The sequence below is a fragment of the Aquicoccus sp. SU-CL01552 genome, from assembly GCF_040365005.1.
Classification (GTDB): Bacteria; Pseudomonadota; Alphaproteobacteria; order Rhodobacterales; family Rhodobacteraceae; genus Antarcticimicrobium.
This window is the reverse complement of record NZ_BAABWV010000005.1, coordinates 118,368-137,218: the sequence shown is the minus strand read 5'-3', so window position 1 is coordinate 137,218 and position 18,851 is coordinate 118,368. Positions and strand designations below refer to the sequence as shown.

The window sequence follows — 18,851 nt, the reverse complement described above, 5'->3', positions numbered from 1 at the left end:
CAAATCAAGCGCTGCGCACCGGTGCTTTCATTGTCACGATTTCCTCGGACATGGTCGGGTGCACCGCCACGGTCCGGTCGAAATCCTCTTTCGTTGCGCCCATCTTGACCGCAACGCCGGCCAGCTGGATCATCTCGCCGGCGCCCGGCGCCACGATATGACAGCCCAGAACCTTGCGCGTGGCCTTGCTGACCACGAGCTTCATCAGTACCCGGTCGGCCCGGCCGGCAAAGCTCTGCTGCATCGGCTTGAAGCTGGTGGAATAGACCTCGATCGGCTCCTGCTCCGCGGCGTCCTCTTCGCTCAGGCCCACGGTGCCCATCTCGGGCTGGGTAAAGATCGCGGTCGGGATCAGCTCGTGATCCACCGGGGTCGGGTTGCCCTTGAACACGGTTTCGACAAAGGCCATCCCCTCGCGGATCGCCACCGGGGTCAGGTTCACCCGGTCGGTGACATCGCCGATGGCATGGATCGAGGGCACGGCGGTCTGGCTGTATTCGTCCACCACGACCTCGCCCTTGCGACCGCGCTCCACGCCCAGCGCCTCGAGCCCCATGTCGTCGGCGTTCGGCGCCCGCCCGGTGGCGAACATCACCTGGTCGAACAGGCGTTCGGTGCCGTTGGTGGCCTTGACGCGGATGCCGTCGCCGTCGCGGGCCATCTCGAGGATGTTGGTGCCCAGGTGCAGGTCGATGCCGCGCTGGCGCATCTCTTCGCTGACCAGACCGCGCGCCTCGTTGTCAAAGCCGCGCAGGATCTGCGCACCACGATAGAATTGGGTGACCGCGACGCCAAGCCCGTTGAGGATGCCGGCGAATTCGCTGGCGATGTAGCCACCGCCGACGATCAGGATCGACTTGGGCAGTTCCGGAAGGTGGAAGATGTCGTTCGAGGTGATGCCCAGCTCGGCCCCCGGCATGTCGGGCTTGACCGGCCGTCCGCCGGTGGCCAGCAGGATGTGCCGGGCGGTCTTGCGGCTGCCGTCGGCCAGTTCCACCGTGTGGGGATCGACCAGCCGCGCGCGCTGGTCGAAGCTTTCGACACCGGCGTTCTTCAACAGGTTGCGATAGATCCCTTCGAGCCGGTCGAGTTCCGCCTCAAGCTTGCCCCGGAACGCGGTCCAGTCGAACCGGCCCGGCGCGATCGACCAGCCATAGCTCTTGGCGTCCTCGACCATGTCGGCGTATTCGCTGGCGAAGACCATCAGCTTTTTCGGCACGCAGCCGCGGATCACGCAGGTGCCGCCATAGCGATCCTCTTCTGCCAGCGCCACCTTTGCACCGGTGTCCCCGGCGGCCACGCGCGCGGCGCGCACCCCGCCCGAGCCGCCGCCGATGACGAACAGATCGTAGTCAAAGCTCATGTATTGCGGTCCTCAATCCGAAAGATCGGTGAACAGGTTCTCGCTCTCGACGAAATCCAGCCTGTCATGCTCGATCGTACCCTCGTTGATGTCGCGCAATTCGACCCGGCCATCTCCGAATCCCAGCACGACGGTGTCACAGATATCGATGAACAGGCCGTTTTCAACCACGCCGGGCATCTGGTTCAGCACCAGCGCCAATTGCCGGGCATTGCCGATCCGCTTCAGGTGCAGATCCAGGATGAAATTGCCCTCGTCGGTGACAAAAGCGGCCTCGCCGTTCATCCGCAGCGTGGTGTCGCGCCCCAGCACGTCCATCGAGATCAGGGTTTCCTCGATCAGCGCCTGGGTGGTCTGCCAGCCAAAGGGAATCACCTCGACCGGCAGCGGGAAGGCCCCGAGCGTCTCCACCTGCTTGCCGATGTCGGCAATCACCACCATCCGGTCCGAGGCGGTGGCGACGATCTTTTCCTGCAACAGCGCCCCGCCGCCGCCCTTGATCAGGTTCAGGTCGGCATCGAATTCATCGGCGCCGTCGATGGTCAGGTCCAGCCAGCGCGCCTCGTCGAGGCTGATCACCTCGATGCCGACGTCGCGGGCCAGTTCGGCGGTGCGGGTCGAGGTCGGCACGCCTTTGAATTTCAGCCCGTCCTCGCGCACCATCTCGCCCAGGCAGCGCACCAGCCAGGCGGCGGTGCTGCCGGTGCCGAGCCCGACACGCATGCCGTCCTCGACGTAATCGGCGGCGCGGCGGGCGGCGACGAATTTGGCCTTGTCGATGGGCGATAGTTCTCCGGTCATGGCAGCCTCGTTCGGATGGGATCATCGGGGTTATAGGGAAATCCGGCCGCCTCTGCGAGGGCTATTCGGATTTCTCCGCCGACGCGGGACGTCGCCTGTGCATCGCTCGCACCACCTTGCGCATGGCGGCGATGAATTCGGCGCGTTCGGCGCGGCGCGCGCCTCTCCCGCGCGGCTTGTACGAAAGGACACGATTTTCCCCGATCCGGTCAGCGCCGCGAACCGGATGCCCGCGACGCGCCGGTGATGTCCTATTTCGGTTGATAAAGATCCGAGGTCTTGTCGCGCACCGCCAGCCACCAGCCCGATTGTTCCGGCCATGACCCATATCCCGTGTCATGGCCAAGCGCCTGCGCCGCGTGCAGGGCCCACATCGGATCGACCAGCGCCTCGCGCCCGATGGCGATCAGGTCGGCCTGCCCCCCGGACAGGATCTCCTCGGCCTGCTGCGGGTGGGTGATCAGCCCCACCGCCATCGTCGGCAGGCCCGCCTTGTGCCGGACCTCCTCGGCGAAGGGCACCTGGAACCCCGGCTGGCGCTTGCCGCTGCCGCTGGCGGTTGCCGCCCCGGCAATCCCGGAAGAGGAGCAATCCATCACGTCGATGCCGATCTCTTTCAACCGCTTGGCCAGTTCCACCGTGTCCGGCAGGGTCCAGCCCGCCGGGTCGCCATCGACGGCAGAGGTGCGGAAGAACACCGGCAGATCCTCGGGCCAGGTCGCGCGCACGGCTTTCGCCACCTCCAGCGCCAACCGCATCCGCCCCTCCAGATCGCCGCCATAGGCGTCGGTCCGCTTGTTCGACAGCGGCGACAGGAACGAGTGGATCAGGTAGCCATGCGCGCCGTGGATCTCGACAATCTTGTAGCCGGCGGCCTGCGCCCGGCGGGTGGCCGCGACGAAATCCTCGACCAGCTGTCCGATCTCCGCCTCGCTCAGCGCATGGGGCATCGGCCAGCCCTCGGCGACCGGGATCTCGGACGGGCCGACCGGGGTCCAGGGCATATCGCCCCGGGCGAAATCGGCATCGTTCAACGGCCCGTTGCCGAACCAGGGCCGCTGCATCCCTGACTTGCGGCCCGCATGGCCCAGCTGCACCGCCGGGATCGCGCCATGGGTCAGGGCGAACTGCGCCACGCGGGCATGGCCGGTGATCTGGCTGTCGCACCACAGCCCGGCGCAGCCATGGGTGATACGGCCCGCTTTCTGCACCGCCGTCGCCTCGGTAAAGACGATTCCCGCCCCGCCGATGGCGAACCGGCCCAGCTGGACCATGTGCCAATCCTCAAGATGCCCCTCGTGCGCCGAATACTGGCACATCGGCGAAATCACCACGCGGTTTCGGGCGGTGATCCCACGTAGGGGGACGGGGCGGAACAGGTGCGGCGTGTCGGTCATGGGGCCTCTCGGTCTATGTTTGCCGGCACGCTATCCCGGGCGCCGGGGCGGTGCAATCAGTCACCTCGATGACTTGTTTCCGATCGGAAATGTCGCTTTGGTGCGCCCGAGTCGCGCCCCTCCTCGGATATGAATCACCCCATGACCACGCCCTTTCGCCTGCACTATGCCCCCGACAACGCCTCGCTGGTGATCCGGCTGGCGCTGGAGGCGCGCGGGCTGCCCTTCGACACGGTGCTGGTGGACCGCGCCACGCGGGAACAGCACGGCGCCGCCTATCGCGCGCTGAACCCGGCCGGGCTGATCCCGGTGCTGGAAACGCCCGACGGACCGCTGTTCGAGACCGCCGCGATCCTGCTCTGGCTGGCGGACCGCCACGGCGGGTTGGGGCCGGCGCCGGATGATCCGGGTCGCGGGGCGTTCCTGAAATGGCTGGTCTTCACCTCCAACACGCTGCACGCCGATCTGCGCATGCTGTTCCATCCCGAGCAATACATCGACGCGGCACAGGCGGACGTTCTGCGCGCGGGTCTGACCGCGCGTCTGCGGCGGCATCTGGCACTGCTCGATCACGCCGTCGCGGCACCGGATTGGCCCGGCGGCGCGACCGAGTTCTATCTCGCCTGCCTGCTGCGCTGGATGGCGCTGTACCCCGAGGATTTTGACCGGGGCTGGTTCAGATTGACCGATTTTCCCGCCCTGGCCGCGCTCTGCGCCCGCGTCGAGGATTCGGACGCCGCCCGCGCTGCCGCCCGTGCCGAGGGGCTTGGCGCGCAACCTTTCACCTCTCCCCGCCCCGCAACCCCGCCCGAAGGGACCGCCACCTGATGTTTCTTTCCGTCTTCGACATGTTCAAGGTGGGCGTCGGCCCGTCCTCGTCGCACACCATGGGGCCGATGGTCGCCGCCGCGCGGTTCCTCGCGCTGATGCGCGCCTCGCCCTTCGACTTTGCCGGGCTGCGCGCCTCGCTGCATGGCTCGCTCGCCTTTACCGGGGTGGGCCACGCCAGCGACCGCGCCACCATCCTCGGGCTGGCCGGATTCGTGCCCGAGACCTACGAGGCCGAAAAGGCCGAGGCGGCGCTGTCGCAGATAAGCGCCGACAAGGTGATCCGTCACGAGGACCTCGGCGCGCTGCGGTTCGATCCGGCGCAGGACCTGGTCTTTGACTATGACCACGTGCTGGAGGGACATGCCAACGGCATGATCCTGATGGCCACCGACGCGCAGGGCGACGTGATCCTGCAACAGGTCTATTACTCCATCGGCGGCGGTTTCGTCCTGACCGAGGAGGAACTGGCCGAGGGCCGCGACACCGATGATGGCCCGCCGGTGCCCTACCCGTTCAAATCCGCCACCGAAATGCTGGAGATGGCGCGCAAGAGCGGCAGGACCATCGCCGGCATGAAACGCGCCAACGAGGTGTCGCGCGGCAGCGCCGAACATCTTGCCGGCGGCACCGCTCGCATCTGGGAGGTGATGAACGGCTGTATCGAGCGCGGCCTCGCGGCGCGCGGCATCCTGCCCGGCGGGCTGGATATCCGCCGCCGGGCGCATGACATCCACCAGGCGCTGACGGCCGAGTACGGCATGAACCTGACCGCGCCGCATACCATCAACGACTGGATCGCGACCTATGCGATGGCGGTGAACGAGGAAAACGCCGCCGGCGGCCAGGTGGTGACCGCGCCGACCAACGGGGCGGCGGGTGTGGTGCCGGCGGTGATCCGTTACTGGCTCGACCACGTACCGGGGGCCAGCGCCGACCGGGTCGAGGAATTCCTGCTGACGGCGGCCGCGATCGGCGGGCTGGTCAAGTACAATGCCTCGATCTCCGGCGCCGAGGCCGGTTGCCAGGCCGAGGTGGGCTCGGCCTCGGCGATGGCGGCGGCGGGGCTCTGCGCGGTGCTGGGCGGCAGCCCGGAGCAGATCGAGAACGCCGCCGAGATCGCGTTGGAGCATCACCTGGGCATGACCTGCGACCCGGTGAAGGGGCTGGTGCAGGTGCCCTGCATCGAGCGCAACGGGCTGGGCGCGATCAAGGCGGTCAGCGCGGCGAGCCTGGCGCTGCGCGGCGATGGCCGGCATTTCGTGCCGCTCGACGCCTGCATCGAAACCATGCGCCAGACCGGCGCCGACATGAGCGAGAAGTACAAGGAAACCTCGTTGGGCGGGCTGGCGGTGAACGTTCCCAATTGCTGAGTGCGCCCGTCCCGCTTGCACCGGATCACCGCGCCGCCTAGCGTGGCGCCATGAGTGCCGACCGACCCGTTCTGGGCATACTCCTGATGCTGGGCTTCTGCCTGCTCGCTCCTTTGGGCGACGCGGTGGCCAAGCTGCTGGGCGAGACGCTGCCGCTGGGCCAGTTGCTGTTGGTGCGTTTCGCGGTGCAGGCGGCGATGCTGATCCCGATCGTTGCCGCCACCGGGCGGCTGTGGCGGATGCGCGGGCGGATCCTGCGGCTGGCCGCGCTGCGCACGCTGCTGCACATGGGCGGCATCGGCTGCATGTTCACCGGGTTGCAGTACCTGCCGCTGGCCGATGCCATCGCCATCGCCTTCGTGATGCCGTTCCTGATGCTGCTGCTGGGAAAATACGTATTGGGCGAAGAGGTGGGCGGCCGCCGCCTTGCCGCCTGCGCGGTGGGATTCTGCGGCACGCTTCTGGTGATCCAGCCCAGTTTTGCCGAGGTCGGCTGGCCGGCGCTGTTCCCGCTTGGCGTGGCGGTGCTGTTCGCGCTGTTCATGCTGGTCACCCGGCAGTTGGCCAAGGATATCGACCCGATCGGCTTGCAGGCGGTCAGCGGGGTGATGGCCACCGCCGTGCTGCTGCCGGTCCTTCTGATCGGCGATATCGCAGGCAGCGCACCGCTGTCCCTTGTCGCCCCGTCGGGCGGGGAATGGGGGCTGCTGGCCGCCATCGGCGTGATCGGCACCGGCGCGCACCTGCTGATGACGTGGTCGCTGCGTTACGCGCCGGCGGCGACACTGGCGCCGATGCAATACCTCGAGATCCCCGTCGCCACGATGTTCGGCTGGCTGATCTTTCGCGATCTGCCCGACGGGTTGGCCGGCGTGGGCATCTGCGTGACCATCGCCGCCGGGCTTTACATCGTCATGCGCGAGCGGGCCCAGGCCCGGGCATTGACGCGGCCCCAACCGCCCCGGGGGCAAGCGCCCGTGTGACCGCGCCCAGCGCCGAACGCGGAACGATCACCAGGAGGCCCGGCCCGTCGGTCTCGATCCGCACCGGACCCAGCGCCCGGTTCGAGGTGCCGACGCGACCATCCGGGGCCATCTCCAGCCCGTCGATCGGCCATTCCAACCCCTGCGAGCGCCCGGTCAGCCGGCACATCGGGAACAGCGACACGACCGCCCCCAGCTCCAGGTCCAGCGCCAGGCGCGGCGGGGCGTGGAACACGACCTCGCCCGGGCCGATCAGGATGCAGCGCTGCGCCGGGTGACGCACCAGCGTGTTGAACGCCGCCAGCTGGTGATCGACCCGGGCGCCGAGGAACCCAACCGCCAGCATCAGCGGCGCCGAGACCGTTCGCATGACCTTGTCGAAATCGGTGCTCTCCTGTTCCGAGATCGGAAACAGCCGTTCGGGCGGGATCCGGTCGCGGTCGGCGCGGCTGAGCGAATCGAAGTCGCCGATCACCGCCTCGGGCATGTGCCCGGCGGACAGCGCCGCCGCCGCGCCGCCATCCGCCGCGACCAGCCTTGGCGCCAGGGCCAGCGCCACCGCCAGATCGTCTGCGCCCAGCGCCCCGCCGCCGATCAGCGTCACCGGGATGGCGAAATTTCTAATTTCTGTTTTCATGTCGTCTTTCATGGGGGTTTCGGAAGCTGATCACAATCTGGCCACAAAATGATACGGTCTTCGGCACAGATTCGGGCCGAATTTGTCGCTTCCGGCGTGTTAGGTCAGTCCAACTAATCTGAAAAGGACGAGCAGCCTATGGTACAGAGTAACAAGGTGTTGACCGTTTCCTACGGCACGTTTTCCTGCACCCTTGAGGGATTCGAGGATTCCTTTGACACGATGAAGGCAATTGCCGAGTACTTCCGCGACCTGGCCGCGGATGACAGGTATTTCGGCGCCGAACCGCCACAGCCCGACACCGAGATGCTGGCCCGCATCGCCGAGCGCGAGGTTTCCCGCCATGTCGAGGCCCGCCGCGAAGGCTCGGGCTTTGTCCTGCGTGCCGCCGAAGTCGCGGCCCCCGCGGCGCTGGAGGCCGCAGAGGCCGTGCAGGAACAGCCCGCCCCCGAGCCGCAAGCCGAAGCACCGGTACAGGCCCCCGAACAGGCAGCCCCCGAGGTGACCGCGCCGGAACAGGCCGAGGCCGACCACGTGGAAGACACGTTGGAAGCTGAACCGCCGGCGCAGGAAGAGACGCCCGCCGAGGCAACCTCCTCTGACGAGGATCTGGACGAGGTGGATACCGCCGAGCCGGAAGTCGACGCAGTCTTTGAGGCCGAGGCTGACGCGGATGCCGCCGAACCCGAGCCGGAAGTCGAGGTCGAAGCCTTCATGGCCGGGATCGAGGCCGCCGTGAAAGAGCAGGACGCGCCCGAAGAGGACGTCATCGAAGACGCCGAAGCGCCCGTTGATGAAGCGTCCGTCGATGTCGTCACCGCCGAACCGGTGGCGCCGCGCGCCGCCCCGGCCCCCGACAGCATCGCCGCGAAGCTGCAGCGTATCCGCGCGGTCGTGTCCCGCAATGAACAGGTCGTGACCGAGGCCGACTATAGCGAGGACGAGCATTCCGAGGATGCCTTCACCGCCGCGCTGCCCGACTCGCATCTCGATGAGACCACCGATACCCCCACCCCGCGCGCCGAGGACGCCGCCGAAGATGCCATCGAGGACACCTTCGAAGACGCCATCGCGGATACGGCCGAGGTCTCGACTGAGGACAGCGACGAGGATCTGCCCGCCCCCACCGAAACGGAAACGGCGGCGGATCTGTCCGAGGAGCCCCACGAGGAAACCGCTGGCGACGAGGCCGATCCGATGATGGCACGCCGCGCCGCCCGGCTTCAGCGTCGCCTGGCCCGCGCCCAGCTGGCCGGGGACACCGAGAAGGTCGCCGAGGTCGAGGCCGCGCTCGAGGCCCTGACGGCCCCCGCGCCCGAAGCCCACCATGACGCGCCCCGCCACGACGAGGCCCTCCAGGACGACGAGGCGTTGTTCGCCGATCTCGACCGCGCCCTGAAGGCCAGGGCCAGCGAACCGGCCGAGAATATCCTCGCCGACGATCCCGACGCGGGATACGAAGAGGACGGCGAAGACGACTATGCCGCAGTGGCCGAAGCCCTGGAGCCCCGGGTCATGATGGTCAAGCACGCCAAGGCGCACGAGGCCGAACAGCCCCGCGAGGCGGCCCCGGTCGTGCCCAGCGTCGAACTGCCGCCCAGCACCCTGCAGCCCGACGACGAGGCCGAGCTGATGCGCGAACTGGCCGAGGTCGAGGCCGAGCTGCGCGGCGAGGCCGCAAAGGCACAGGCGCCCGAGCAGGTCGAGCCGGCCCGGGACGAGGCACAACAGGCGGATACCGCCCGGGAAGAGGAAGAGGCCGAACGCAAATCACGCGCGGCAAAATCCGACCTGTCGCGCCTGATGGCCGCCGCCGACGAGAAACTGGAGGCCCCCGAGGCGACCTCCACCCGCGAGGCCTATTCCCACCTGCGTGCCGCTGTCGCCGCGACCCGCGCCGAACGGTCGGCCGGTGGCTCGGTCGGCGACAGTGCCGATACCGAGGCCTATCGCGACGATCTGGCCCGCGTCGTGCAACCGCGTCGCCCCAAGCCGGCCGGTGCCCATACCCGCCGCCCGACCGCCCCCGACCAGCAGCGCCCGGCGCCGCTGAAACTGGTGGCCGAGCAGCGGATCGACGAGGTTGCCGAGATCGCCGCGAAGACCGGGCCGGTCCACCCGCGCCGGGTGTCCGCCCAGATCGAGGCCCCTGCACCGACCAACCCCGACGAGAGCTTTGTCGCCTTTGCCGAGGAGATGGGCGTGCAGGAACTGCCCGAGCTTCTGGAGGCCGCGGCCGCCTACATGCAGTTCGTCGAGGGCCGGGACCAGTTCACCCGCCCGCAGCTGATCCACAAGGCCCGCGAGGCCGTGGAAGGCGACTTCAGCCGCGAGGATGGTCTGCGCGCCTTTGGCACGCTGCTGCGCGAAGGCAAGATCCTGAAGACCGAGAACGGTCGCTTCATCGCCGCACACGACATCGGCTTTCAACCCGCCTCACGCGCGGCGGGCTGAGCCCGAACAGTCGCGGTGCGCCCCGCAAGGGACGTGCCCACCTGGGGGAAAGGCAGGCCATGGGCCTGCCTTTTTCGTTTCGGGTTGCGGAGAAAAAGCTCGCGCCCAAGCGGACGCTTCCCGGGATCAATCCCGGTCGTCGCTCGCCTCGGGGTCGGCTTGCCCGACCCCGCGAAAGATGAACTTGAACGGCAGCGCCCAGAGACCCCCCAGCGCGACATAGACGATCAGTTCAACCAGGATCGACGGCCGGTCGATCCAGTTCACCAGCGTCACCGCCGCGACGATATAGGCCGGCATCCCGATCAGCAGAATCACCAGCGACCAGCGGCGGCGGGCTTTGTAGCTGAGCGCCATCAGTCTGCAAACGGATCGGTGACGAGGATGGTGTCGTCGCGCTCGGGCGAGGTCGACAGCAGCGCCACCGGGCAATCGATCAATTCCTCGATGTGGCGGACGTACTTGATCGCGTTGGCGGGCAGATCATTCCACGACCGGGCCCCTTCCGTCGATTCCGACCAGCCCGGCATTTCCTCGTAGATCGGCTTGCAGCGGGCCTGCTGATCGGAGGCGATGGGCAGATAGTCCAGCCGTTCGCCGTCAAGCTCATAGCCGACGCAGATCTTCAGCGTCTCGAACCCATCCAGCACATCGAGCTTGGTCAGCGAGATGCCGTTTACGCCACTGGTGGCGCAGGTCTGGCGCACGAGGGCGGCATCGAACCAGCCACAGCGGCGCTTGCGGCCGGTCACGGTGCCGAATTCATGGCCCCGCTCGCCCAGGCGCTGGCCGTCGTCGTCGTCCAGTTCGGTCGGGAACGGCCCCTCGCCCACGCGAGTGGTATAGGCCTTGACGATGCCTAGGACGAAGTCGATGGCGCCCGGCCCGATGCCGGTGCCGGTGGCCGCCTGCCCGGCAATCACGTTCGACGAGGTGACAAAGGGATAGGTGCCGAAATCGATGTCGAGCAGCGCGCCCTGCGCGCCCTCGAACAGGATCCGCTTGCCGGCCTTGCGCTTTTCGGTCAGCACCTTCCAGACCGGCGCGGCATATTGCAGGATCTGCGGTGCGATCTCGTTCAGCTTGGCGATCAGCCCATCCCGGTCGATGGCTTCAAGGCCCAGCCCCGCCCGCAGCGCATTGTGATGCACCAGCGCGCGATCGACGCGCAGCTCGAGCGTGGCCTTGTCGGCCAGGTCTGCGACTCGGATCGCGCGGCGCCCGACCTTGTCTTCGTAGCACGGCCCGATGCCGCGCCCGGTGGTGCCGATCTTGGCGACCGAGTTCTGTGCCTCGCGCGCGCGGTCCAGCTCGCCGTGAAACGGCAGGATCAGCGGCGCGTTCTCGGCGATCATCAGAGTTTCGGGCGTGATCTCGACCCCCTGTTCGCGGATCTTCTCGATCTCGGCGACCAGGTGCCATGGGTCCAGCACCACGCCGTTGCCGATCACGCTGAGCTTGCCACCGCGCACCACGCCCGAGGGCAGCGCGTTCAGCTTGTAGACCTCGCCGTCGATCACCAGCGTATGGCCGGCGTTATGCCCGCCCTGGAACCGCGCGATCACATCGGCACGCTCCGAGAGCCAATCCACGATCTTGCCTTTTCCTTCGTCGCCCCATTGGGCGCCGACCACGACGACATTGGCCATATCCGGTCCTTCGCTGCGCTTGTTCAAACCCGCGTCGGTATAGCGATGCGGATGCGGCAGGAAAACCGCAAATTCGACGCAGGCGGCCCCGGGACTGGACAGCATCCCGGCTTTGGGCGATTTTGTGCCCGACCTGAACCGGGAGGGATCGTGACCATGGGCCTGTTGCTGCGTTGGGTTTTCGCCTTTGTCCTGCTTGCGCTGACCTACAACCCGACGCCCTGGAATTATGTCCACTGGTCGATGGCGAACTACAGCAGCTCGCTCTCGCTCACCGTGCTGGCGGGGCTGATCCTGCTGATCTGCTACATTATTTACCTGCGCGCCACGCTGCGCTCGATCGGCGGATTCGGGATGTTTCTGGTCCTCGCCGTCGTGCTGGCGCTGCTCTGGGTTCTTTACGATCTCGGGGTGCTGGCGCTGGACAACCGCGATCTCAACGTCTGGCTCAGCATCCTCGCGCTGTCGGCAGTGCTGGGAATCGGTCTGGGCTGGAGCCACGTACGCCGGCGGCTTTCGGGGCAGGCCGACATCGACGACGTGGACGAATAGCGGGGCCGGTCACGCCCCCTTGGGCAGGTGCACCGGGTCGCCATGCGGGGTCGAGAGATAGGCCGCCTCCCAAGCTGCGCGCAGGCGCTCCACCTCGTCCGGTGCGGCCTGGCCCAGATCGGCAAGCAGCCCCTCCAGCGTCTCCAGCCAGGCATCGAAGTAATCGTCGCCGCCGTCGAGTTCCTTTTTCAGCCCGTGGCGCGCAAGGGTTTTCGAGAACCGCGCCGTCCACTCGGGCCATGCGAAATGGCCCGCCTCGTTCAACGAGACGGTCAACGCAAAAACCTGCCCATGCCAGGGCTGGGTAAAGACCGGTTCGGGGCCCCGGGTCTCGGGCGTCTGATTGCTCATGCCGGCTCCAGGTAGGATTGCCAGAGGTCGAGGGTGACCTCGTCGCGCGGATTCTCGGGCGCGGCCCAGAGTTCGCCCGCCGGGAACACCACGGTGTAAAGCGGTTCGGGCGCCTCGCCCAGCCCATGGGCATGGGCGTCGGGCAGCACATGCGCGCCGTGACAGCGCAGCACCCGCCCCTCGGCGCCGGCGGCATAGGCCGGCAGGCGGGTATGACCGCCATCGACCAATCGGTTGGCGGCAGGGCGCAGGGTGCGCACCTGCTGGCCGGGGGCAAAGGCAGGCACCCCGTCAAAGGGCCGGTCCGTCGGCCCGCCTTTGGCAAGGGCCGCCGCGACGTCATCCGCCTTGAGCGCACGATCGGCCAGCGCATGGCGGCCCTCATCGCCCTGCCCGCGCAGATCGTCCACGCTCAAGACCCCGTTATCGACCAGCAGATCGACCAACGCGGCAGTCCATTTCTCGAAATAGGACAGGCTGGCATAGTCCTTGGGCGACAGGCATTCGCGGGCGTGGCGCGACATGTCGAGGTTCCACTGCCCCAGCGCCCCGGCGGCCAAGGTCACCGCCAGCGCCCGCGCGTGCCATTCCTCGGCGAACACTGGATCGTCGGGCGCGCCGGGATCGACCGGCGCGTCGCCGAACCGTCCCCCCATGTCATGCACGCGCGTCATGCGCCGGGGGTCCGTGCCAGACCGGTGCCGACCATGCTGTCGCGGGTCACCAGTTTCGCCAGATCCTCGATGCCCATCCCCTCGGTGCCCTCGGGGCGGCGGGGAATCACCAGATAGCGGACCTCGGCGGTCGAATCCCAGACCCGCACGGCGGTCTCTTGCGGCAGTGTGACACCGAATTCGGCCAGCACCTTGCGCGGCTCGCGCACCGCGCGAGAGCGGTAGGCGTCGGATTTGTACCAGGCCGGCGGAATGCCCAGCAGTGGCCACGGGTAACAGCTGCACAGGGTGCAGACCACCATGTTGTGCTGCGTGGCGGTGTTCTCGACCGCGATCACATGTTCGCCCTGACGGCCGAAAAATCCCAGGTCGGCGACCACCGGCGTGGCGTCCTCCAGCAGGGCGGCGCGAAATGCCGGATCGGCCCAGGCCCGGGCCACAACCTGTGCGCCGTTCCGGGGACCGATGCGATTCTGGTAGGTGTCTATGATCTCGTCCAGCGTGGCGGGCTCGATCAGCCCCTTGCGCGCCAGCAGGGTTTCCAGCGCCCGCACCCGCAGCGCCGGGTCAGGCGGCAGCAGGGCGTGCGGATCGTCGTGGTCATGGTGATCGTGTGGCATGGGCGCAGATTGCGCGCCCGCGCGCCGATTTGTCCAGCCCACAGTTGCCCGCCCGGAAAGCGACGGCGCGAAACTGTTTGCTTGCCCCGCCCGGCAAACTTCCCTACATACCCCGCGACACCGGGAAAGCGCTGCAGGAACTCATGGAAAACGTCGTCCTCATCATCCACCTCCTTCTTGCCGTCGGCCTGATCGCCGTCGTGCTGCTTCAGCGCTCGGAAGGCGGTGGGCTGGGCATGGGTGGCGGCGGTGGCGGCGGCGTCATGAGCGGCCGCGCGGCGGCGACCGCCCTGGGCAAGGTGACCTGGATCCTCGCGGCGGCCTTCATCGTGACCTCGATCCTGCTGACCATCATCGCGGCGGAAAAATCGGCCGGTACCTCGGTGATCGACCGTCTGGGCAATGCCCCCGCGGTCGAGGAACCCGACACCAGCGCGCCGGATCTGCCGGCGGGTCAGGACCTGTTGCCGCCGGCCGAGGGCGATAACGCACCGCTGGTGCCGCGCGCCGACTAAACCACCAAACCTAGAAAACAGGACGAGAACCGCAACAGCATCTTGCGGTTCTCTTGCGCATGGCGTGCGAATCCTGTAACCATGAAGTCCCGTGATGCTGCGGTTTTTCGACCGCTTCGGGCATCGGAAATACAGGCAATCACGGGAGCAGCCGAACAATGGCGCGTTTCATCTTCATCACCGGCGGTGTCGTATCCTCACTTGGCAAGGGGCTGGCCTCGGCGGCGCTGGGGGCGCTGCTTCAGGCACGCGGCTTCTCGGTGCGGCTGCGCAAGCTGGACCCCTACCTCAACGTCGATCCGGGCACGATGTCGCCATTCGAACATGGCGAGGTCTTCGTCACCGACGACGGCGCCGAGACCGACCTCGACCTCGGCCACTACGAACGCTTTACCGGGGTGGCCGCGCGCAAGACCGACTCGGTCAGTTCGGGGCGGATCTATTCCAACGTGCTGGAAAAGGAACGCCGCGGCGATTACCTCGGCAAGACGATTCAGGTCATTCCCCACGTCACCAACGAGATCAAGGATTTCATCCGCATCGGCGAGGACGAGGTCGATTTCATGCTCTGCGAGATCGGCGGCACGGTTGGCGACATCGAAGGGCTGCCCTTCTTCGAGGCGATCCGCCAGTTCAGCCAGGAAAAACCGCGCGGTCAGTGCCTGTTCATGCACCTGACGCTGCTGCCCTTCATCAAGGCCAGCGGCGAGCTCAAGACCAAGCCGACCCAGCACAGCGTCAAGGAATTGCGCTCGATCGGGTTGGCGCCCGATATCCTGGTCTGCCGGTCGGAGGGGCCGATCCCGCAGAAGGAACGCGAGAAACTGGCGCTGTTCTGCAACGTGCGCCCCGAGGCGGTGATCGCCGCGCAGGACCTGAAATCGATCTATGAGGCGCCGCTGGCCTATCACGGTGAGGGGCTGGATCAGGCGGTTCTCGATGCCTTCCAGATCAGCCCGGCGCCGCGCCCCGAGCTGTCCCGGTGGGAGGATGTGGCAGATCGCATCTACAACCCCGAGGGCGACGTGAAGGTCGCCATCGTCGGCAAGTACACGCAGCTCGAGGATGCCTATAAATCCATCGCCGAGGCGCTGACCCACGGCGGCATGGCCAACCGGGTCAAGGTCGCTGTGGAATGGGTCGATGCCGAGATCTTCGACACCGAGGACCCGGCGCCCTATCTCGAGGATTTCGACGCCATCCTGGTGCCCGGCGGCTTTGGCGAGCGCGGCACCGAGGGCAAGATCAAGGCGGCCCAGTTCGCCCGCGAACACAAGGTGCCCTACCTGGGGATCTGCCTTGGCATGCAGATGGCGGTGATCGAGGCGGCGCGCAACGTTGCCGGGGTCAAGACCGCCGGGTCGGAGGAATTCGACCACGAGGCCGGCAAGAAACGGTTCGAACCGGTGGTCTATCACCTCAAGGAATGGGTGCAGGGCAACTACAAGGTCACCCGCAGCGCCAGCGACGACAAGGGCGGCACCATGCGGCTGGGCGCCTATGACGCGGTGCTGAAAGAGGGCTCCCGCGTCGCCAAGGTCTATGGCACCACCCAGATCGAGGAACGCCACCGCCACCGCTACGAGGTCGACATCAAGTACCGCGACAAGCTCGAGGAGTGCGGGCTGCATTTCTCCGGCATGTCGCCGGACGGGCGCCTGCCCGAGATCGTCGAATGGTCGGATCACCCGTGGTTCATCGGCGTCCAGTTCCACCCTGAACTGAAATCGAAACCCTTCGAGCCGCACCCGCTGTTCAAGGATTTCGTCCGCGCGGCCAAGGAAACCTCGCGGTTGGTGTGAGGGGGGCGCATTGCCGCCTTCCTCCTCCGGCCCCACCATGCGCCTGATCGCCCTGCTCCTCGCCCTCGGGGCCACCGCCGCCACCGCGCAGGAGGTGGTCGAGGTCCCTTATCGCGAGCTCGAAACCCTCGCCCCCGGTCTGGTCACCTTCGACCGGCTGCCGGCGAGGCCCTATCCGGGGTATGATTTCGATCATGGCATCGCCTTTCCCGGCGGTCTTCTGGGCGAGGCGTTCCAAGGTCAGAGCGTCGAGGCCGAACGGATCGACGAGGGCGGCCCGCACGACGTGCTGCGCGGCGCACCCAAGGCCCCGCTGGCGCTGCGGCCCGGTCAACCGGGCCAGGTGGTCAGCCTGTCGCTGCACGAGGGGTTCGGTTCGATGGCGCTTTATCCGCTGGGCGCGCTGGGCCAACCCGACCCGCTGGCACGTGGCGAAGGTGCGGTGGCGGTGCTGTTTCGCCGCGATGTCTGCGCCGTGGGGCTGCGCGTGCACACCGAGTACAGCAGCGCGCTGGGGCTCAACACCGGGCACCGGGGCAACGTCACCCTCACGCTCTATGCGCGCGACGGGACCCGCATCGCACTGAGGCAGCTGACCTTGCCCGAAGGGATCACCGAACATGCGCTGTTCGACCCCTCTGCCCGCATCGCCGGCATGACGGTCGAGAACCGCGATCCGGGCGGCGTCGCGCTGGACGATCTGCGGTTTGGCTGCCCCCGGCTCACCGGTTGAGGGCAATCCGCTTGCCAAGGACGCGTCGCGACGGCAGACTTCCGGCGCCGCTAAAGGAGAACAGGTAATGACAAAAGGCTATTGGGTGGGTCATGTGGACGTACAGAACGCCGATGTGTACGAACGCTACCGGGACGCCAACGCCGTGCCCTTTGCCGAATACGGCGCCCGTTTTCTCGTCCGTGGCGGCCCGCAGGAGGTTCGCGAAGGCACCGTGCGAAAACGCACCGTGGTGATCGAATTCGACAGCTATGACAAGGCTGTGGCCTGTTACGACAGCGCGGGGTATCAGGCGGCGAAGGAGATTCGCGAAGCGGTCTCGACCGGCGATCTGGTCATCGTCGAGGGCTATGACGGCTGATCCGCGCCAGACGCGGGAACGAAACGAAAAAAGGGTCCGGCAATGTTGAAAAAGCTGTTCCAATCGTTCCGACCGGCGGCACCGGCGGCACTTCCCGATCCGGATGCGGAACTCGCGCTCGGGGCGCTCCTGGTGCGGGTGGCGCAGGCCGACCGCGATTACCAGGTCGAAGAGATCAGCCTGATCGACCGCATCCTGGCCCGGATGTACCAGCACAACGCGATCGAGGCCGCCAAGGTGCGGGCCACCTGCGAGAAACTGCACTCGGCCGCCCCCGAGACCGATACCTTCGGCAAGCTGATCCGCGAGACCACCGGGCTCGAGGAACGGCTCGCGGCGCTGGACGCCCTGTGGGAGGTGGTGCTGGCCGACGGTGAGCAGAAAGAGGGCGAGTTGAAGATCATCGAGGAGGCCCGCAAGGCGATGGGCCTGAGTTTCGCCGACAGCGAGGCCGCGCGCGACCGGGTTCAGGCCCGGCTCTGACCGCGCGCCCTTGGCGTGGCAGGGGCGCGGTTATATATCGACAGTCATGTTCCGCGATTTCCTGTCCCGGTTGACCCGGCCCGACCCCGATCCCCTGACCGAAGACGATGCCCGGCTGGCGCTGAGCGCGCTTCTGGTCCGCATCGCGCGCTCGGACAACGATTATGCCCAGGCCGAACGCGACCGCATCGACCGGGTGACCGCCACCCGCTATGGCCTCTCGCCGTTCGAGGCCACGGCGCTGCGTGGCCGCGCCGAGACGCTGGAGTCCGAGGCCCCCGACACCGTCCGTTTTACCCGCGCGATCAAGGACGCCGTGCCCTATGAAGAGCGACGCGCCGTGGTCGAAGCCGCCTGGTCGGTGGTGCTCGCCGATGGGGAACGCGCCAAGGAGGAGGACGCGCTGTTGCGGCTGGTGGCCAACCTGCTGGGGGTGAACGACCGCGACTCTGCGCTGGCCCGGCAAAAGGCCGCGCGCGGGTGATCGCCTGGCTGGGCATGTACGACATGGCCCCGCTGCGCGCCGCCAACGACAGGCTTTGGACCGGGATTCGCACAGCCCTAGGCGAGGGACCGGAGAGGCTGGACCGCGATGCCGACCCCTGGGAGGTCTGGCAATCGCCCGAACTGCTGCTGGCACAGACCTGCGGCATGCCCTACCGGACCCGGCTGCACGACGCGGTCACGCTGGTGGCCACCCCCGATCACGGCCTGCCGGGCTGCCCGCCCGGTCACTACACCTCGGTGCTGGTGGTGCGGGCCGACGCGCCCGGCGCGGTGCCGGAGGATTTCGCCGGCGGAACGCTGGCCTATAACGAGGCGCTGTCGCAATCGGGCTGGGCAGCACCATATGCCTATTTCACCGAGCGCGGCATCGGCTTTTCCCACCTGTTGCGAACCGGGGCGCACGCGGCCTCGGCCCATGCCGTGGCCGAGGGGCGCGCCGATATCGCCGGGATCGACGCTGTGACCTGGGCGCTGTTGCGTGATCACGATCCGGTGGTGGACGCGCTGCGGGTGATCGGCACCACCGCGCCCACCCCCGCCCTGCCCTATATCACCGCTGCCAACCGCGATCCCGAACCGCTGCGCGCCGCCCTGACCCGTGCCGTCGCCGCCCTCTCCCCCGCCGACCGCGCCGCGCTGCACCTGCGCGGCATCGAGTTCCTGACGAAAAGCGCCTATCTCGCGGTCCCCACACCGCCGCCGCCCGCCGCCTGACCCTGCCCGAAACCCCACCCGTTGCGGTCGGCCTTTGGTCAATTCGGACGGTTC

At 67.5% G+C, this 18,851-nt stretch carries 21 protein-coding genes; 12 read left to right on the top strand and 9 right to left on the bottom strand.

What is annotated here, in order from left to right:
- Window positions 1-4: 4 nt before the first annotated feature.
- The 3 genes from gor to ABWV23_RS07700 all read right to left on the bottom strand — a co-directional run bounded on the left by gor (window position 5) and on the right by ABWV23_RS07700 (window position 3,561).
- The gene (gene gor, locus ABWV23_RS07710) at window positions 5-1,363 is read right to left on the bottom strand and encodes a glutathione-disulfide reductase (protein ID WP_353346636.1); all 1,359 of its coding nucleotides are present in this window, start codon (window positions 1,361-1,363) and stop codon (window positions 5-7) included.
- A 12-nt stretch (window positions 1,364-1,375) separates the two neighbouring features.
- A complete protein-coding gene (rpiA, locus tag ABWV23_RS07705) occupies window positions 1,376-2,164 on the bottom strand; it encodes a ribose-5-phosphate isomerase RpiA (protein WP_353346634.1) in 789 nt (262 codons plus the stop codon).
- A 251-nt stretch (window positions 2,165-2,415) separates the two neighbouring features.
- Complete coding sequence (locus tag ABWV23_RS07700) at window positions 2,416-3,561, bottom strand: NADH:flavin oxidoreductase/NADH oxidase (protein ID WP_353346633.1); 1,146 nt, start codon at window positions 3,559-3,561, stop codon at window positions 2,416-2,418.
- Between the two features lie 141 nt (window positions 3,562-3,702).
- Here ABWV23_RS07700 and ABWV23_RS07695 point away from each other — a divergent pair, with 141 nt between their 5' ends.
- From ABWV23_RS07695 to ABWV23_RS07685, 3 genes are read left to right on the top strand one after another with little or no spacing between them, the layout of a single operon-like run.
- Entirely contained in the window at window positions 3,703-4,389 is a 687-nt protein-coding gene (locus ABWV23_RS07695) for a glutathione S-transferase family protein (RefSeq protein ID WP_353346631.1), read from the top strand.
- Window positions 4,389-5,762, top strand: coding sequence for an L-serine ammonia-lyase (locus tag ABWV23_RS07690; RefSeq protein WP_353346629.1), 1,374 nt, complete (start codon window positions 4,389-4,391; stop codon window positions 5,760-5,762). The genes ABWV23_RS07695 and ABWV23_RS07690 overlap by 1 nt, the downstream gene beginning before the upstream one ends.
- 50 nt (window positions 5,763-5,812) lie before the next feature.
- Window positions 5,813-6,745, top strand: coding sequence for a DMT family transporter (locus ABWV23_RS07685; protein ID WP_353346627.1), 933 nt, complete (start codon window positions 5,813-5,815; stop codon window positions 6,743-6,745).
- Here the strand turns inward: ABWV23_RS07685 and ABWV23_RS07680 are convergent.
- A complete protein-coding gene (locus tag ABWV23_RS07680; RefSeq protein ID WP_353346625.1) occupies window positions 6,675-7,382 on the bottom strand; it encodes a thiamine diphosphokinase in 708 nt (235 codons plus the stop codon). The two genes, ABWV23_RS07685 and ABWV23_RS07680, sit on opposite strands and share 71 nt — an antisense overlap.
- A gap of 138 nt (window positions 7,383-7,520) precedes the next feature.
- Here ABWV23_RS07680 and ABWV23_RS07675 point away from each other — a divergent pair, with 138 nt between their 5' ends.
- Window positions 7,521-9,836, top strand: coding sequence for a chemotaxis protein CheA (locus ABWV23_RS07675; protein WP_353346623.1), 2,316 nt, complete (start codon window positions 7,521-7,523; stop codon window positions 9,834-9,836).
- 126 nt (window positions 9,837-9,962) lie between these two features.
- Here the strand turns inward: ABWV23_RS07675 and ABWV23_RS07670 are convergent, their stop codons facing one another.
- Together ABWV23_RS07670 and ABWV23_RS07665 are read right to left on the bottom strand one after the other, a co-directional pair.
- On the bottom strand, window positions 9,963-10,193 hold the full coding sequence (locus ABWV23_RS07670) for a DUF2842 domain-containing protein (protein WP_353346621.1): 231 nt from the start codon (window positions 10,191-10,193) through the stop codon (window positions 9,963-9,965).
- Entirely contained in the window at window positions 10,193-11,485 is a 1,293-nt protein-coding gene (locus ABWV23_RS07665) for an adenylosuccinate synthase (protein WP_353346875.1), read from the bottom strand. Before ABWV23_RS07665 ends, ABWV23_RS07670 begins: the two co-directional genes overlap by 1 nt.
- Window positions 11,486-11,641: 156 nt before the next feature.
- On the opposite strand from ABWV23_RS07665, the gene ABWV23_RS07660 reads away from it, so the two are divergent.
- Window positions 11,642-12,037 carry a DUF6524 family protein gene (locus ABWV23_RS07660; RefSeq protein WP_353346619.1) on the top strand — a complete coding sequence of 132 codons (396 nt, stop codon included), beginning with the start codon at window positions 11,642-11,644 and terminating at the stop codon, window positions 12,035-12,037.
- Between the two features lie 9 nt (window positions 12,038-12,046).
- Here ABWV23_RS07660 and ABWV23_RS07655 read toward each other — a convergent pair whose 3' ends face one another.
- Genes ABWV23_RS07655 through nthA form a run of 3 tightly spaced genes read right to left on the bottom strand, consistent with a single transcriptional unit; the run spans window position 12,047 to window position 13,682 of the window.
- A complete protein-coding gene (locus tag ABWV23_RS07655) occupies window positions 12,047-12,388 on the bottom strand; it encodes a nitrile hydratase accessory protein (protein ID WP_353346618.1) in 342 nt (113 codons plus the stop codon).
- The gene (gene nthB / locus ABWV23_RS07650) at window positions 12,385-13,062 is read right to left on the bottom strand and encodes a nitrile hydratase subunit beta (protein ID WP_353346616.1); all 678 of its coding nucleotides are present in this window, start codon (window positions 13,060-13,062) and stop codon (window positions 12,385-12,387) included. Before nthB ends, ABWV23_RS07655 begins: the two co-directional genes overlap by 4 nt.
- Window positions 13,059-13,682: a nitrile hydratase subunit alpha gene (nthA, locus tag ABWV23_RS07645; protein WP_353346614.1), complete on the bottom strand. Its 624-nt coding sequence runs from the start codon at window positions 13,680-13,682 to the stop codon at window positions 13,059-13,061. Before nthA ends, nthB begins: the two co-directional genes overlap by 4 nt.
- Before the next feature lie 143 nt (window positions 13,683-13,825).
- Between nthA and secG the strand changes: the two genes are divergently transcribed.
- The 7 genes from secG (at window position 13,826) to ABWV23_RS07610 (ending at window position 18,797) form a co-directional block, all read left to right on the top strand.
- Window positions 13,826-14,197 (top strand): preprotein translocase subunit SecG, encoded by a 372-nt coding sequence (gene secG / locus ABWV23_RS07640; RefSeq protein WP_353346612.1) that lies wholly within the window; start codon window positions 13,826-13,828, stop codon window positions 14,195-14,197.
- A 158-nt stretch (window positions 14,198-14,355) separates the two neighbouring features.
- Window positions 14,356-15,999, top strand: a complete 1,644-nt coding sequence (gene pyrG, locus ABWV23_RS07635; protein WP_353346610.1) for a CTP synthase — start codon at window positions 14,356-14,358, stop codon at window positions 15,997-15,999.
- Between the two features lie 37 nt (window positions 16,000-16,036).
- Entirely contained in the window at window positions 16,037-16,732 is a 696-nt protein-coding gene (locus ABWV23_RS07630; protein WP_353346609.1) for a hypothetical protein, read from the top strand.
- A 67-nt stretch (window positions 16,733-16,799) separates the two neighbouring features.
- Entirely contained in the window at window positions 16,800-17,093 is a 294-nt protein-coding gene (locus ABWV23_RS07625) for a DUF1330 domain-containing protein (RefSeq protein WP_353346607.1), read from the top strand.
- A gap of 42 nt (window positions 17,094-17,135) precedes the next feature.
- Window positions 17,136-17,576: a tellurite resistance TerB family protein gene (locus ABWV23_RS07620; RefSeq protein ID WP_353346605.1), complete on the top strand. Its 441-nt coding sequence runs from the start codon at window positions 17,136-17,138 to the stop codon at window positions 17,574-17,576.
- A 46-nt stretch (window positions 17,577-17,622) separates the two neighbouring features.
- Window positions 17,623-18,060 (top strand): tellurite resistance TerB family protein, encoded by a 438-nt coding sequence (locus ABWV23_RS07615; protein WP_353346603.1) that lies wholly within the window; start codon window positions 17,623-17,625, stop codon window positions 18,058-18,060.
- A complete protein-coding gene (locus ABWV23_RS07610) occupies window positions 18,057-18,797 on the top strand; it encodes a phosphate/phosphite/phosphonate ABC transporter substrate-binding protein (RefSeq protein WP_353346602.1) in 741 nt (246 codons plus the stop codon). Before ABWV23_RS07615 ends, ABWV23_RS07610 begins: the two co-directional genes overlap by 4 nt.
- Window positions 18,798-18,851 lie beyond the last annotated feature (54 nt).

Bases quoted from the DNA above. Each gene is read 5' to 3' on its own strand.
- pyrG (WP_353346610.1), top strand. From the start codon at position 14,356: ATGGCGCGTTTCATCTTCATCACCGGCGGTGTCGTATCCTCACTTGGC.
- ABWV23_RS07695 (WP_353346631.1), top strand. From the start codon at position 3,703: ATGACCACGCCCTTTCGCCTGCACTATGCCCCCGACAACGCCTCGCTG.
- ABWV23_RS07620 (WP_353346605.1), top strand. From the start codon at position 17,136: ATGTTGAAAAAGCTGTTCCAATCGTTCCGACCGGCGGCACCGGCGGCA.
- secG (WP_353346612.1), top strand. From the start codon at position 13,826: ATGGAAAACGTCGTCCTCATCATCCACCTCCTTCTTGCCGTCGGCCTG.
- nthA (WP_353346614.1), bottom strand. From the start codon at position 13,682: ATGCCACACGATCACCATGACCACGACGATCCGCACGCCCTGCTGCCG.
- gor (WP_353346636.1), bottom strand. From the start codon at position 1,363: ATGAGCTTTGACTACGATCTGTTCGTCATCGGCGGCGGCTCGGGCGGG.
- ABWV23_RS07700 (WP_353346633.1), bottom strand. From the start codon at position 3,561: ATGACCGACACGCCGCACCTGTTCCGCCCCGTCCCCCTACGTGGGATC.
- ABWV23_RS07630 (WP_353346609.1), top strand. From the start codon at position 16,037: ATGCGCCTGATCGCCCTGCTCCTCGCCCTCGGGGCCACCGCCGCCACC.
- ABWV23_RS07685 (WP_353346627.1), top strand. From the start codon at position 5,813: ATGAGTGCCGACCGACCCGTTCTGGGCATACTCCTGATGCTGGGCTTC.
- ABWV23_RS07680 (WP_353346625.1), bottom strand. From the start codon at position 7,382: ATGAAAACAGAAATTAGAAATTTCGCCATCCCGGTGACGCTGATCGGC.
- ABWV23_RS07690 (WP_353346629.1), top strand. From the start codon at position 4,389: ATGTTTCTTTCCGTCTTCGACATGTTCAAGGTGGGCGTCGGCCCGTCC.
- rpiA (WP_353346634.1), bottom strand. From the start codon at position 2,164: ATGACCGGAGAACTATCGCCCATCGACAAGGCCAAATTCGTCGCCGCC.
- ABWV23_RS07655 (WP_353346618.1), bottom strand. From the start codon at position 12,388: ATGAGCAATCAGACGCCCGAGACCCGGGGCCCCGAACCGGTCTTTACC.
- ABWV23_RS07675 (WP_353346623.1), top strand. From the start codon at position 7,521: ATGGTACAGAGTAACAAGGTGTTGACCGTTTCCTACGGCACGTTTTCC.
- ABWV23_RS07615 (WP_353346603.1), top strand. From the start codon at position 17,623: ATGTTCCGCGATTTCCTGTCCCGGTTGACCCGGCCCGACCCCGATCCC.
- nthB (WP_353346616.1), bottom strand. From the start codon at position 13,062: ATGACGCGCGTGCATGACATGGGGGGACGGTTCGGCGACGCGCCGGTC.
- ABWV23_RS07665 (WP_353346875.1), bottom strand. From the start codon at position 11,485: ATGGCCAATGTCGTCGTGGTCGGCGCCCAATGGGGCGACGAAGGAAAA.
- ABWV23_RS07660 (WP_353346619.1), top strand. From the start codon at position 11,642: ATGGGCCTGTTGCTGCGTTGGGTTTTCGCCTTTGTCCTGCTTGCGCTG.
- ABWV23_RS07670 (WP_353346621.1), bottom strand. From the start codon at position 10,193: ATGGCGCTCAGCTACAAAGCCCGCCGCCGCTGGTCGCTGGTGATTCTG.
- ABWV23_RS07625 (WP_353346607.1), top strand. From the start codon at position 16,800: ATGACAAAAGGCTATTGGGTGGGTCATGTGGACGTACAGAACGCCGAT.